The sequence below is a fragment of the Streptomyces sp. NPDC048185 genome, from assembly GCF_043202495.1.
Classification (GTDB): Bacteria; Actinomycetota; Actinomycetes; order Streptomycetales; family Streptomycetaceae; genus Streptomyces.
In genome coordinates this window covers 72710-85908 of record NZ_JBIDAN010000004.1, presented here as the reverse complement: position 1 = coordinate 85908, position 13199 = coordinate 72710, and the positions used below count along the sequence as shown (strand labels likewise).

12 protein-coding genes are annotated in these 13199 nt (G+C 72.8%); 4 read left to right on the top strand and 8 right to left on the bottom strand.

Going from position 1 to position 13199, the window contains the following annotated elements; translation table 11 throughout:
- Window positions 1-57: 57 nt before the first annotated feature.
- Window positions 58-816, bottom strand: coding sequence for an NUDIX hydrolase (locus ACGF3H_RS14040; RefSeq protein ID WP_362490692.1), 759 nt, complete (start codon window positions 814-816; stop codon window positions 58-60).
- 196 nt (window positions 817-1012) lie between these two features.
- Complete coding sequence (locus ACGF3H_RS14035) at window positions 1013-2650, bottom strand: DUF4192 domain-containing protein (protein ID WP_362490689.1); 1638 nt, start codon at window positions 2648-2650, stop codon at window positions 1013-1015.
- Window positions 2651-2813: 163 nt separating this feature from the next.
- Between ACGF3H_RS14035 and ACGF3H_RS14030 the strand changes: the two genes are divergently transcribed.
- On the top strand, window positions 2814-4976 hold the full coding sequence (locus ACGF3H_RS14030; RefSeq protein WP_362490686.1) for a RecQ family ATP-dependent DNA helicase: 2163 nt from the start codon (window positions 2814-2816) through the stop codon (window positions 4974-4976).
- Window positions 4977-5261: 285 nt separating this feature from the next.
- Window positions 5262-5876, top strand: a complete 615-nt coding sequence (locus ACGF3H_RS14025) for a hypothetical protein (RefSeq protein ID WP_362490683.1) — start codon at window positions 5262-5264, stop codon at window positions 5874-5876.
- A gap of 429 nt (window positions 5877-6305) precedes the next feature.
- On the opposite strand, the gene ACGF3H_RS14020 is transcribed toward ACGF3H_RS14025, so the two are convergent.
- The 3 genes from ACGF3H_RS14020 to ACGF3H_RS14010 form a co-directional block, all read right to left on the bottom strand.
- Window positions 6306-6938 (bottom strand): hypothetical protein, encoded by a 633-nt coding sequence (locus ACGF3H_RS14020; RefSeq protein WP_362490681.1) that lies wholly within the window; start codon window positions 6936-6938, stop codon window positions 6306-6308.
- Window positions 6939-7006: 68 nt separating this feature from the next.
- Entirely contained in the window at window positions 7007-7708 is a 702-nt protein-coding gene (locus ACGF3H_RS14015) for a ribonuclease HII (protein WP_362490678.1), read from the bottom strand.
- A gap of 81 nt (window positions 7709-7789) precedes the next feature.
- A complete protein-coding gene (locus tag ACGF3H_RS14010) occupies window positions 7790-8407 on the bottom strand; it encodes a TetR/AcrR family transcriptional regulator (protein WP_362490675.1) in 618 nt (205 codons plus the stop codon).
- A gap of 200 nt (window positions 8408-8607) precedes the next feature.
- On the opposite strand from ACGF3H_RS14010, the gene ACGF3H_RS14005 reads away from it, so the two are divergent.
- Window positions 8608-10140 carry an MFS transporter gene (locus ACGF3H_RS14005; RefSeq protein ID WP_362490672.1) on the top strand — a complete coding sequence of 511 codons (1533 nt, stop codon included), beginning with the start codon at window positions 8608-8610 and terminating at the stop codon, window positions 10138-10140.
- 102 nt (window positions 10141-10242) lie between these two features.
- On the opposite strand, the gene ACGF3H_RS14000 is transcribed toward ACGF3H_RS14005, so the two are convergent.
- The 3 genes from ACGF3H_RS14000 to ACGF3H_RS13990 form a co-directional block, all read right to left on the bottom strand.
- Complete coding sequence (locus ACGF3H_RS14000) at window positions 10243-11163, bottom strand: ADP-ribosylglycohydrolase family protein (protein WP_362490669.1); 921 nt, start codon at window positions 11161-11163, stop codon at window positions 10243-10245.
- 12 nt (window positions 11164-11175) lie between these two features.
- Window positions 11176-11835, bottom strand: a complete 660-nt coding sequence (locus tag ACGF3H_RS13995; RefSeq protein ID WP_362490666.1) for a histidine phosphatase family protein — start codon at window positions 11833-11835, stop codon at window positions 11176-11178.
- A gap of 62 nt (window positions 11836-11897) precedes the next feature.
- Entirely contained in the window at window positions 11898-12503 is a 606-nt protein-coding gene (locus ACGF3H_RS13990) for a YdbC family protein (RefSeq protein ID WP_362490663.1), read from the bottom strand.
- A 155-nt stretch (window positions 12504-12658) separates the two neighbouring features.
- Between ACGF3H_RS13990 and ACGF3H_RS13985 the strand changes: the two genes are divergently transcribed.
- Window positions 12659-13192 (top strand): TerD family protein, encoded by a 534-nt coding sequence (locus ACGF3H_RS13985; protein ID WP_362490660.1) that lies wholly within the window; start codon window positions 12659-12661, stop codon window positions 13190-13192.
- Window positions 13193-13199: the final 7 nt, after the last annotated feature.

Below are 13199 nucleotides of genomic sequence, written 5' to 3'. Positions count from 1 at the left end.
GTTCGGTCATGCCGACTGCCCCTCGTCGTTCGCACCAGGCCCGTCCGGGCTTCGGTGTCACACCTCGGGGCGCAGCATCGGCGGATTGAGGAGGGTCGCGCCGCCGGCTCGGAAGAGCTGCGCCGGACGGCCGCCCTGGCGGGTGGTGGTGCCGCCGGTCGGGACGAGGAAGCCCGGCGTGCCCGTCACCTTGCGGTGGAAGTTCCGCGGGTCGAGGGCCACGCTCCACACCGCCTCGTAGACGCGGCGCAACTCGCCGACGGTGAACTCGGGCGGGCAGAAGGCGGTGGCCAGCGACGAGTACTCGATCTTGGAGCGGGCCCGTTCCACCCCGTCCGCCAGGATCTGCGCGTGGTCGAAGGCGAGGGGTGCCACCGGCTCGCCGTCATGGCCGTAACCGCTCTGTTCCAGCAGTTCCTCGACCGGCGCCCAGCGCGCGTTGCTGGCGTCACCGCCCGCCCGGGGCGCGGGCAGGTCGGGGGCGAGCGCGAGATGCGCGACACTGACCACTCGCATCCGGGGGTCCCGTTTCGGGTCGCCGTACGTCGCGAGCTGCTCCAGGTGTGCGCCGTTGTCCTCGGCGGGCACGGCGGGGTCGTGGACGCGCAGCCCCGTCTCCTCGGCCAGTTCCCGCGCCGCCGCCTGCGCCAGGTCCTCGTCGGCCCGCACGAAACCGCCGGGCAGGGCCCACCGCCCCTGGAACGGCGGTTCGCCGCGGCGCACCGCCAGCGCGCACAGGGAGTGGCGCCGCACGGTCAGCACGACCAGGTCCACGGTGACGGCGAAGGGCGGGAAGGCTGACGGGTCGTAGGACATGCGGCGATCATAGTCGTCTGCCTGACGATAAACACTCCCTTCACCGGCCGCTTCGGCGGCTGATCCACCCCGGCGCGGCGTCCCTGCCGCCGTCTGCGCCCCGGCACCGTGCGAGCCACGTCGCGCCAGGTCGAAGCGCCGGCCGTCGGCCATCGGTGTTTCGACGGCGCCGTCCCCCGATCCGGTCCCGCCGCGCCTATTCACCTCCCTTTCCGGGCCTCCCGGAGCACGTGTCTCCCGGTCGGGTGCCCTGCCCGCCCGTGGCCTCCTCGCCCGAGGACCCAGGACGCGTCCGGTCCGGCCGCGTCCCGCCGGGGCGTGCGCCGCCCGCCGGACCGCGGGGACGTACCACGTTCGCACCCGGCTCGCGGCTCTGCACCCTCGCCCGGCGGCGGGCTGTCCCGTCGGCCAGGGCCCCCGAACGCGTCCGGCGCCGACGGGCGGGATGCGCCCCCGGCGCCGCCGGGGCCCCGGCCGTCGCGCGACGCACCGGCCGGTCGGCACGCTCTTCGCCGTCCGGCGCACCACCGTCCGGCACGCCGTCGTCCAGCACGCCGTCGTCCAGCACGCCGTCGTCCAGCACGCCGGTATCGGCTCGCCCGCTGCCGTCCGGCACGCCCGTATCGGCTCGGCCGCTGTCGGCCCGCTCGGCGCGCAGGCAGCGGCGGACCGACTCGGGGTCGAGGCCTTCGTTGCAGGCCTGGTGCAGGAGCCTGGCGAAGAGGTAGTCCGGGTCCGCCCCCAGTGCCATCGCCAGGGCCTCCCGTGCCTCCAGTTCGTCGCCGGAGGACCAGGCGACCCATCCGGCGAGGGTGAGGGGCGCGGCGGCGTGTTCGCCGTACGGTCCGACGCAGCGCCGGGCCAGTGCCCGCCAGAGGCGCAGCGCGGGTCCGGCCTCGTCACCCTCCATCCACGCCGCCGCACGGTCGCGGGTCGTACGGTCCTGCAGCCCGAGGATCAGGGCCGCGGCCTCGTCGTGTCCGAGCAGCCGGTCGTCCCGCAGGTCCTGCGCGGGCATGCCGGACACCGCAGGGGCGTCGGCCAGACGGCCCATGACCCGTTCGGCCAGGGCGAGTGTCTCCTCGGCCACGTCCGCGCGCCTGGCGTCGTCGAGGAGCCGGGAGACGATCGTCATGCCGGCGGAGTCCAGGGCGGCCTGCTGTTCGAGTGCCGCGGAGTGCTCCCACGGAAGCAGCCTCGCCCGCAGCTCGCGCAGCGAGCCGCGCACCTGGATACCGGCGTAGGTGGCCGCCGCGGCCAGCACGGACGTGCCCGGCAGACCCATGGGGACGCCCTCGGAGGGGCAGCAGGTCCGGTCGTCGCAGCAGTACGACCAGAAGCGGCCGTCCGAGATGCACAGCGCCTCGACCACCGGGACGTCGAGGGTGCCGCACTCGACGCGCAGCCTCTGAGCCAGCGGCCGCAGGCGCTCCATGACCTGTCGGCCCGATTCGCCCGGGGACGGTTCCTGGCAGAGGTAGGCGACCATCTGCTCGGGGCGGACACCGCGGCGCTCGCTGCCGGTCACCAGGCCGTGGACCAGCTGTCCGGCCGCGCCCGCCCAGTCCTCCTCGTTCGCGGGGATGCCGAGGCGGGCACGGCCGCCGAAGCGGCCCCGACCGTCCCTGTCGCGCAGGGCGACCAGGACGATGCTGTCCTCGGGGCGGTAGCCGAGCAGGTAGGGAAGGGCGTCCGCCAGTTCGGCCGGGGTGCGCAGGGTGACCTGGGGTTCGTCGCCGGGGCCGTCGCCGCGGGTCCGTGCCGCCTGGTCCGGGGCGGGCCCGGTGATGTCGCCGTTCTCCGCGGATCCGGTCGTTTCGCTGTGGTTCGTCATGGCCCGACGATCTCGCGGATCACGACGCTCCGCTCCGCCCTGTGGATAACCTCGATCAGGGACACGCCACCTTCGGCTGCCGGTCCCCCCGTACGGGCAGCCCCCTCCCCGTCCCGCCCGCCCCTGGCGCCGGATGTCAGTCCCGTCCTGTTGTATGGAACGCATGGAGCACACGAACAACGCGGACCTCCGGACAGCGGCCGACGCGGTCCTCGCCCGTCTCGTCGGGGACCCCTCCGGCGCCGCCCGCCTGCGGGAGGACCAGTGGCGGGCGATCGAGGCGCTGGTCGCGGACCGGCGCCGGGCCCTGGTCGTCCAGCGCACGGGCTGGGGCAAGTCCGCGGTGTACTTCGTGGCCACCGCGCTGTTGCGGGACCGGGGCAGCGGCCCCACCGTGATCGTCTCCCCGCTGCTCGCGCTGATGCGCAACCAGGTCGAGGCAGCGGCCCGGGCCGGTATCCGTGCCCGGACCATCAACTCCTCCAACACCGAGGAGTGGGGTGCCGTCCAGGACGAGATCACCGCGGGCGAGGTGGACGTCCTGCTGGTGAGTCCCGAGCGGCTCAACAATCCGGACTTCCGCGATCAGGTGCTGCCCGAGCTGGCCGCCGCCACCGGGCTGCTCGTGGTGGACGAGGCCCACTGCATCTCCGACTGGGGCCACGACTTCCGCCCCGACTACCGGCGGCTGCGCACGATGCTCACCGACCTCCCGCCCGGTGTGCCGGTCCTGGCGACGACCGCCACCGCCAACGCGCGCGTGACCGCGGACGTGGCGGAGCAGCTGGGCACCGGGGGCACCTCGGACGCCCTGGTGCTGCGCGGACCGCTGGACCGGGAGAGCCTCAGCCTGAGCGTGCTGCGCCTGTCCGACGCGGCGCACCGGATGGCCTGGCTCGCCGACCACCTCCACGAGCTGCCGGGCTCCGGGATCATCTACACGCTCACGGTGGCCGCCGCCGAGGAGGTCACCGCCTTCCTCCGCCGGCGCGGCCACACCGTCGCCTCCTACACGGGCAAGACGGAGAACGCCGACCGGCAGCAGGCCGAGGACGACCTGCTCGCCAACCGCGTCAAGGCCCTCGTCGCCACCTCGGCGCTGGGCATGGGGTTCGACAAGCCGGACCTGGGTTTCGTGGTGCACCTCGGCTCGCCGTCCTCCCCCATCGCCTACTACCAGCAGGTCGGCCGCGCCGGCCGCGGTGTCGATCACGCCGAGGTGCTCCTCCTGCCGGGCAAGGAGGACGAGGCGATCTGGCAGTACTTCGCCTCGCTGGCCTTCCCGGCCGAGGACCTGGTGCGCCGGACCCTCGACGTCCTCGCCCGCGCGGAGCGGCCCTTGTCGCTGCCGGCCCTGGAGCCCCTGGTGGAGCTGCGCCGCTCCCGCCTGGAGACCATGCTCAAGGTCCTCGACGTGGACGGCGCGGTGAAGCGGGTCAAGGGCGGCTGGATCGCGACCGGCCTGCCGTGGACGTACGACGCCGAGCGGTACGACTGGGTCGCGCGGCAGCGCAGGGCCGAGCAGCAGGCGATGCGCGACTACGCGTCGACGACGGACTGCCGGATGGAGTTCCTGCAGCGCCAGCTGGACGACGAGGGCGCGAAGCCCTGTGGCCACTGCGACAACTGCGCGGGCCCCCGCTTCACTGCGGACACCTCCAGCACCGCCCTGGACGCCGCGCGGGTCGACCTCGGCCGGGCCGGCGTCGAGGTGGAGCCGCGCCGGATGTGGCCGACGGGCCTCCCGGCCATCGGCGTCGAGCTCAAGGGCCGTATTCCCGCCGGGGAACAGGCGTCACCCGGGCGGGCGTTGGGACGTCTTTCCGACATCGGCTGGGGAAACCGGCTGCGTCCGATGCTGGGGGCGCACGCTCCCGACGGGCCGGTCCCGGACGACGTCGCGAAGGCCGTCGTGACGGTGCTGGCCGACTGGGCGAAGGGGCCGGGCGGCTGGGCCTCCGGCGCCGCGGACGCGCCGCCGCGTCCCGTCGGGGTGGTGACGATCGCCTCGCGCTCGCGCCCGCAGCTGATCCGTTCGCTCGGTGCGCGCATCGCCGAGGTGGGCCGGCTGCCGCTGCTCGGCTCGGTCGAGTACACGGGAGAAGCACCGGCCGTGTCCCGCAGCAACAGCGCGCAGCGGCTCAAGGCTCTCGACGGCATGGCGGTGCCCCCCGCCCTCGCCGACGCGCTCAGCGGCCAGGAGGGTCCGGTTCTCCTCGTGGACGATTACACGGAGACCGGCTGGACCCTCGCGGTCGCCGCCCGGCTGCTCCGCCGTGCGGGCGCGCCGGGTGTGTTGCCGCTGGTCCTGGCCGTGCAGGGCTGATCGCCCGCCGCCGTCGGCACGGCCGGGGCCGGGGCTCCGGCCGTCGCTCGGGGCGGTGCGCCCCCGTGCGTCGCCCGGCACCTGTCTGGGTAGGGATATAGAACGCGCAACATCCGATAACGGTCGACGGGTCCAATTGCTCGTTGCCGCATCCCAGTTCGACAGGAAGAATCGAAGTCCGCTCCCCGCACGGCTCGTCCGTGTCCCGGCAGGGCTTCGCTGCGGTGCGCGCTCCCCCGAATCCGATCCCGCCCGCAGTGTGGGCGCGTAGCCGAAGGGAGGAACGTGACCTTCGGATTCGCCTCGTCCTCGGCGGCATCTTTGTCGCCGTCCACCGCCTCCGCCGCCCGCCTGCTCGAACCCGCGGAGTGGGCCTCGGCCGGGATCCCGCTGCTGCGCAATCCGCGGGAGGTCGTCAGCGGACTGCACTCGCGACACCGTCCGGAGCCGGCGACCGCGATCGTGGCCGTGCTCGATCCGGACGAACGGCTGCGCGCGAGCGCCTCGTTCACCAGCCGCCGGGCACCGGCGGACGGATGGATGTTCCGCAACGCCCTGCTGGCGCAGCTCCGCCGGGTCGTCCCGCACGATCTGCGGCGCCGCACTCCGGTGCGCACCGCCGTGCTGCTCTATTGCCGTGAGGGCGACGCGCGCTGGACGGAGGAGGACGGTGCGTGGATGTGGGGACTGCGTGACGCCTGCACGCTGCACGGGCTGCGCTGCGGGGCGTACATCACGCTGACCCGTGACGGATGGCAGGTCCTCGGCGAGGGCCGCGGCGGCCGCCGGCCCAACGCGGTGTCGGTACCTGAGCCGTTCGCCACGTCGGAGGCACCGCCTCCGCCGCCGCGTACCGGCGGTGTCGCCTCCGACGTACTGCGACGCGCGGCGGCCCGCTGAGCCACGGGGCGGCTCGGCGCGCCGGTTCGGTGCACCCCCGCAGCCGTGCCCGACGGGAGACCGGGCTCCGCCCGTCCCCGGCCTGACCCAACCCGGTGCGCCCGACGCCGCCATGGGCCCGGACAGCGGTACGGCGCCGACGCCCGGGCATCACCACGCGCACGCAGCGCAACGCCCGCGCATCACCACGCCGTTGCGTCGCAACGCCCGTGCGTAAGCCCGGCACAGCCGCACCCCGTGCTGAACGGCGCATCCATCCGGCCGTGCTGCGGCGGGGCCCCGCCCGTACCGCGGGCGGGCAGCGGTGCGCCCCGGCCGGCGTCGGCCGCCGGGACAGGCCGATGCCGCCGCCGCGCGGGGACCGGCAGGACGGTCACCGGTGTCGTGCCCGGGCTCCGCGCCGGGACCCGGCGCCCGTGACCGGACGGCTCAGGCGCTCGCGCCCAGCACCGAGTTGATGCGCTGCGGGTCACCGCAGACGATCAACAGGGCGCCCGCCCGGGAGTGGGCCGCCGACAGTGCGGTGACGGCAGCGGCCTCGGGACCGCCGTTGAGCGCGACGACGACCACGGGACGCGCCGCGGCACGGTCGGCGACGGCGGCGTCCGCGTAGAAGACGTCGTCGCCCGCGTCGTGCTGCGCCCAGTAGGCGGCATCGCCGAAGGACAGTTCGTGGGCGGCCCACGGGTGCGGTTCCCCGGTGGTGACCACCAGCACGTCACCAGGGGTGCGGCCCGAGTCCAGGAGCAGGTCCACGGCCTCCTCGGCCGCGTCGAGCGCGCCCTCGGGAGAAGCCGGGACCAGCTGGATCTGCGGGCCCGCCGGGGTGGCGGCGGGAGTGGCCGGACGCGAGGGTCCGGGCTTGACCGGAGCCGCGTCGCGCGAGGTGCGCTGCGCCGGCGGCGTCGGCCGCAGAGGGCCGGGACGACCGGGACGCGGCGGAGCCGCGGGACGGGGGCCGGGTACGGGGCGGGGGGTCGGCGCGGTGCGGCCGCTGGCCGGAGTGGCGCGGGGACCCTGGGCCTTCTCGTGAATCTGAGGCTCCTCGGGAATGAGAGGCATGAGCTGATTTTTATCAAACGTTGGTGCGGCTCGCGTCGGCGGGTGGCGCATGCCTGCGAGCGGAATCGTCAGAAGTCGAAGCCGAGCTGGCCCTCGATCTCCGGAACGTTTCCGTCCACCCAGGCGCGGACCTTCTTGAGGTGCCGCCACCGGGGCAGCGCATCAAGATACGCCCACGACAACCGGTGGTACGGGGTGGGACCCCGCTCCGCCAGTGCGGCCTTGTGCACGGGCGAGGGATACCCGGCGTTGTCCGCAAAACCGAAGTCTGCATGGTCGATGCCCAGTTCGGCCATCATTTTGTCGCGCTGGACCTTGGCGAGCACCGAAGCCGCCGCGACCGCCACGCACGACTGGTCCCCCTTGATCACCGTACGGACCTGCCAGGGCGCCCCGAGGTAGTCGTGCTTGCCGTCGAGGATGACGGCGTCGGGCCGGACGGGCAGGGTCTCCAGGGCACGCACCGCGGCCAGTCGCAGCGCCGCGGTCATCCCCAGAGCGTCGATCTCCTCCGGGGAGGCGTGCCCCAGGGCGTAGGAGGTCACCCAGCCCCGCAGCTCCGCGGCGAGCTCGGTCCGCCGCTTGACGGTGAGCAGCTTGGAGTCGGTGAGGCCCACCGGGGGCCGGCGCAGTCCGGTGATCGCCGCGCAGACGGTGACGGGACCGGCCCACGCTCCGCGCCCCACCTCGTCGACACCGGCGATGATCTTGGCTCCGGTCGTGGCGCGGAGAGAGCGCTCGACGGTGTGAGTAGGTGGTTCGTACGGCATGGCGCCCTTAGCCTACGCCGCCCCGGACCGCCCGCGACACCCCGGTTCCCCGAAGGACGCCGGACCCTTCCCGGCAGAGGATCAGGCGCCTTCGGGCCGCAGCAGCGGCACCATCAGCCGGTCGATCATCTCCTCGATCTCCCGATCCGACCATTCACTTCCGCGAATTTTCGATCGGTACATCATCATCGCCGGTACGGCATCGAAGACATAGTCGTCGGCGGCCCCCTCCCGCACCTCCCCCCGCTCGATTCCACGGGTGACGACCTCACGGAGCATCTTGATGGTCGGCTCGATGACCCCTTCGAGGATCACGGCATGGAAGCGCTCCGCCTGCATCGTGTCGCATTCGTGAATGACCGCTCGCAGGGCGAAACCGGGGCGCGAGAACATCGCGTCGCGAGCCCGCAGACACAGCGCCAGAAGATCGTCACGCACGCTCCCGAGGTCGGGCACGCTGTCGTAGCTCGGCAGTCCGGACCGCAGGGCGTCCGCGACGAGGTCCTCCTTGGACGGCCAGCGGCGGTAGACCGCCGCCTTGCCCGTCTGGGCACCGGCGGCCACCCCCTCCATCGTCAGGCCGTTCCATCCGACGGTGCCGAGCTGCTCCAGCGCGGCATCGAGGATCGCGCGTTCGAGGACCGCGCCGCGCCGGCGGGAGGGCGTCCGGGCGGCGGCGGCCCAGTGCGAAGCAACCATTCGAGGGTCTCCAGAAAGCAAGGAGCGGTTTTGGGGGATGGAGACGCGACGCGCGCCCACAACGGGGGACGGGACACGCGACGACGACACGAGTGAACGCTTGCGTTCACTGTCGGGGAGTCACTACCGTTGACGCAACAGTGAACGCGGGCGTTCACTAAGTCATTCGTGGGGGACACATAGTGACGACCTCTTCTTCCTTGATCAAAGACCAGAAGCCGGGAGCTGCCCGCCGGGCGGGACACCCCGGCATCGCGCTGACGGTCATCGCGGCCTGCCAACTCATGGTGGTACTCGACGCGACGATTGTGAACATCGCGCTCCCGCACATTCAAGAGGCACTCGCGTTCAGCACCACCGACCTCACATGGGTGGTCAGTGCCTACACGCTCACCTTCGGCGGACTGCTGCTCCTCGGCGGCCGGGCCGGTGACATCCTCGGCCGGCGCCGCGTCTTCATGACCGGCATCCTGCTGTTCACCTTCGCCTCGCTGCTCGGCGGCTTCGCCCAGGAGCCCTGGCAGTTGCTGGCGGCGCGCGTCCTGCAGGGCATGGGAGGCGCGATCGCGTCGCCCACGTCGCTGGCGCTCATCACGACCACCTTTCCCGAAGGACCGGAGCGCAACCGGGCGTTCGGCGTCTTCGCGGCCGTCTCGGCGGGCGGCGGCGCCATAGGCCTGCTGGCGGGCGGCATGCTCACCGAGTGGCTCGACTGGCGCTGGGTGCTCTTCGTCAACGTGCCGATCGGCATCCTGATCGCCGTGCTGACCCCGGTCTACATCAGCGAGTCCGAGCGGCACTCCGGACGCTTCGACATCGCCGGGGCGGTGACCTCGACGGCCGGCATGGCGTCCCTCGTCTACGGCTTCATCCGCGCCGCGGACGAGGGCTGGCGGGACACCCTCACCATCGCGTCCTTCGCGGCGGCCGTGGTACTGCTGCTGGCCTTCACGCTCATCGAGTCGCGGGCCAAGGAGCCGATCACTCCACTGAAGATGTTCGCCGACCGCAACCGGTCCGGCACCTACGTGATCATGCTCTGCCTGGCCGCGGCGATGTTCGGCATGTTCTTCTACATCGTGCTGTTCGTGCAGAACGTACTGGGCTACACCCCGATCCAGGCCGGCCTCGCCTTCCTGCCGGTCACGGTCGTGATCGCGATCGGTGCGGGTCTGTCGCAGCGCTTCCTGCCCGTGTTCGGACCGAAACCGTTCATGCTCGTGGGCTCGGCGCTCGCGGCGCTCGGACTGGGCTGGCAGGCCCTCATCAGCTCCGACAGCTCCTACGTGGGCGGCGTGCTCGGCCCGATGCTGATCTTCGGCTTCGGCATGGGCCTGAACTTCGTGACGTTGACGCTCACCGCGGTCTCCGGAGTCGCCCAGCACGAGGCCGGCGCGGCGTCCGGGCTGCTCAACGCGATGCAACAGGTGGGCGGATCGATCGGCCTGGCCATCCTGACGACCGTGTTCGGCACGGCCAGCAAGGACGAGGCGGCCAAGGTGCTGCCGGACTTCCTCGCCAACAGCTCGCCCGAGCAGAAGGCGGAGTTCGCCAGGACCCACCAGCTGCCCGCTCCCTGGGGGCACGAGGTGCTGGCCGAGGGCATCTCGGCGGCCTTCGTCCCCGCCGCGGCCATGGCCGTACTCGCCCTGGCCACGGCGTGGCTGGTGATCCGCGTCCGCAAGAGCGACCTGGAGGCTCTCTCCGGTACGGCCGGACCCGGCATGGGCTGACGGCACGGCCGGGCCCGGCCGGCCCGGGGGCGCCGGCGGACCGGCGTCGACCGTCATCCGCCGGCCACTGCCTCACCGGCCGGTGGGGCAGCGGCCGCCGCATCACCCGGCGGCGCTGTCCACCCCGGCCGTCCAGCTCGGCAGCGCCTCGGTCCGGGCCACCCACTCGGCCGGCGGCGCGCCCGCCCGGCCGGAGGCGGCGATCACCCCGCCCACGATCGCGCAGGTCGTGTCCACGTCCCCGCCGACCTGGGCGGTCGTCCAGAAGGCGTGCTCGTAGTCACCGAGGGCCCGCGCGGCTGACCAGAGCGCGAAGGGGACCGTGTCGTGGGCGGTGGTACGCCTGCCGCAGCCCAGTACGGCGGCGACGGTGGCAGCGTCGCCGTAGTCGAGCATGTCGCGGGCTCGGCGCAGCCCGGCGCCGACGGCGCTCTTCGGCACGAGGGCGATCACCCCGTCGAGGAGCGCGTGCGCCCGGGGCGGACCGTCGGCCGACGCGGCCAGCGCCGCGGCGGCGGCGACCGCCATGGCGCCGACCACCGCCTCGCGGTGCTGATGCGTGGGGTAGGCCGAGATCTCGGCCTGGTGGGTCGCCTGCTCCGGATCGTCCGCGTACCAGGCGCCCAGGGGCGCGATGCGCATCGCGGCACCGTTGCCCCAGGACCCCTGGCCGTTGAAGAGGGCGGCGGCGAGCTCGCGCCAGTCACCGCCCTCACGGACCAGCCGCAGCAGCCGGTTGACCGCCGGGCCGTAGCCGCGGTCGAAGTCGTGGTGCTCCGCGAAGGACCGTGCCAGGGCGTCCTGGTCGATGCGGAGGTGGGCGGCCAGGACGGTGACCACGGAGGCGGCCATCTCGGTGTCGTCGGTCCACTGCCAGGTCCCGGGCGGCAGCTCCCGGCGCTTGAGCAGCGGATAGTTCGCGGGAACGAAGAACTGTGAGCCCAGCGCGTCCCCGACCGACAGTCCGCGCAGGCTGGCCAGGGCCCTGTCCAGGCGCCCGTCAGGAGAGGAATGAGCGGTCATCGCCCTGCCACCTTATCCCGTGATCCCGTACGGTTCCGGTTTCCGCCACCGCTCGAAGGGCCGGTCCAGGGTGTACTTGCCGTCGTCGCCCAGGACGAGCATCCGGAACTCGCCGTTGCCCGGGTTCGACAGCGATTCGAACTCCGCGACCGACCAGTGGAACCACCGCATGCAGAACAGGCGCATCGCCAGTCCGTGCGTGACCAGGAGGACGTTCGGCGGGTGGTCGGGGGCCTCGAAGCTGCGGAAGAGGCTCTCCAGGAAGCCGCCGACCCGGTCGTAGACGTCGGCGCCGGACTCGCCCTGCGCGAAACGGTAGAAGAAGTGGCCGTAGGCGTCGCGGTACGCCTTCTGCAGGCGCACGTCCTCGCGGTCCTGCCAGTTCCCCCAGTCCTGCTCGCGCAGCCGGGGCTCCTCCCGTATCCGTATGAGCTCGGGGTCGAGGTGGAAGGCGCGCAGCGTCTCGTGCGTGCGGCGGTAGGGGGAGACGTACACGCTGACGCGCTCGCGGCCGAACACCTCGCGCAGGGTCTTGCCGGTCTCCTCGGCCTCCGCCCAGCCCTGCTCGGTCAGGGCGAGCGCGTGGTCGGGTTCGCGCTCGTACACGGAGTCGTCGTGGTTGCCGACCGATTCGCCGTGCCGGACGAGAACGATGCGCCGTGGTCGTGCCATGCCAGAACCCTAGATCGTGGAAGCCGGAACCGAAGACTCCTACCTGCCCCGTACGGCGCAGGTCACACGGTCCAGGAGGGTTCCAGCTGCACGATGTCCCCCGTGAGGGCCGCGACGTCGGCCTCCGTCTGGGCGCGCAGGGCGAGCCGCTCGACCCTCTCGGCGCGGTACTTGCCGTGTTCGGCGGCCGACCGCCACATCGACAGCACCAGGTACTCGTTGCCGGGCGCCTCGCCGAAGAGCCCGCGGATCATGCCGGGCGAGCCGGCCATCGCGGGGTTCCAGACCTTCTCCTGCATCAGCACGTAGTGCTCGGCCCGGTCCTCGTGAGCACGGCAGAGCGCCACCCGCAGCAGGTCGGCGTCGGTGAAGCGGGGTTCGAAGCCGGTCTTCACGTCGAACCGGTGGTCGAAGAGCCTGACCTGGGCGTCCTTGAAGGTGCCGACCTGGGCCGAGGCGAGGCGGTCGTGCGAGCGCGCCATGAAGGAGTCGTAGAAGGCCCTGCTCTCCCAGAACGCGAACACGTGGGCCACGTCCGGCCGCCCCCGGCTCCAGCCACCCCCCTGCCCACGGAAACCCGGCTCCCCCGGAAGCCCCGCCCACTTCCGCTGCCCACGCTCGAAACCGCGGCGGTCGACCACGGTGCAGCGCATCCACTTGACCAGCACCGCGCCATGGTAAGGCCAGGGAACGTGGCACCGGTCACTTCCGGGCGGACCGCTCTTCGGCCGCCCTCATCGGGCCCATGGCAGGATGGGCAACCGGCCGACACCGTTCGGCAGTTGGGGTGGCGGGGCAAGCAGGACCGGGGAAGGGGAAGTCTGTGAACGGCCTCAGCAAGGGGATCCGCAAGGTCGAGGTCGCGCTGCGTTGGGACCCGAGTCCGGCGGGACAGCCACCCGCCGATCTGGATCTCGTCGCCGGGACCTATACGGCGGACGATCCGTACGGGGCCCCCTCGTACGTGGTGCACTTCGACAGCCGCTCGCCCGACGGCACCATCTATCTGAACCGGGACAGCCAGGACGGCAAGGGCTTCGGGTACGACGAGGTCATGACGCTGGAGCTGGAGCGGCTCGACGCCCGGTACGCGCGCGTGGTCGTCGGCGTCGTGATCCAGCAGCGCTCCGGGGAACGGACCTTCGCCGGCGTGGCCAATCCGGGCCTGCGCATCCGGGAGGGATACACGGAGCTGGCCGAGGACGCTTTCGCCGGGGTTCCCGGGGCGACCGCGGCGACGGTCGCGGAGTTCGTCCGGGACGAGACGGGGGCGTGGGAGTTCCGCGCCGGTGTCCACGGCTTCGAGGGCGACCCGGCGGCCTTCACCGGCACCATGGGCGCGGCCCGCAGGCCCTGACCCCGGT

Excerpts from the sequence above, each read along its gene's own strand:
- ACGF3H_RS14010 (WP_362490675.1), bottom strand. The coding sequence starts at position 8,407 with ATGGTTGCTTCGCACTGGGCCGCCGCCGCCCGGACGCCCTCCCGCCGG.
- ACGF3H_RS14035 (WP_362490689.1), bottom strand. The coding sequence starts at position 2,650 with ATGACGAACCACAGCGAAACGACCGGATCCGCGGAGAACGGCGACATC.
- ACGF3H_RS14020 (WP_362490681.1), bottom strand. The coding sequence starts at position 6,938 with ATGCCTCTCATTCCCGAGGAGCCTCAGATTCACGAGAAGGCCCAGGGT.
- ACGF3H_RS13995 (WP_362490666.1), bottom strand. The coding sequence starts at position 11,835 with ATGGCACGACCACGGCGCATCGTTCTCGTCCGGCACGGCGAATCGGTC.
- ACGF3H_RS14015 (WP_362490678.1), bottom strand. The coding sequence starts at position 7,708 with ATGCCGTACGAACCACCTACTCACACCGTCGAGCGCTCTCTCCGCGCC.
- ACGF3H_RS14040 (WP_362490692.1), bottom strand. The coding sequence starts at position 816 with ATGTCCTACGACCCGTCAGCCTTCCCGCCCTTCGCCGTCACCGTGGAC.
- ACGF3H_RS14000 (WP_362490669.1), bottom strand. The coding sequence starts at position 11,163 with ATGACCGCTCATTCCTCTCCTGACGGGCGCCTGGACAGGGCCCTGGCC.
- ACGF3H_RS14030 (WP_362490686.1), top strand. The coding sequence starts at position 2,814 with ATGGAGCACACGAACAACGCGGACCTCCGGACAGCGGCCGACGCGGTC.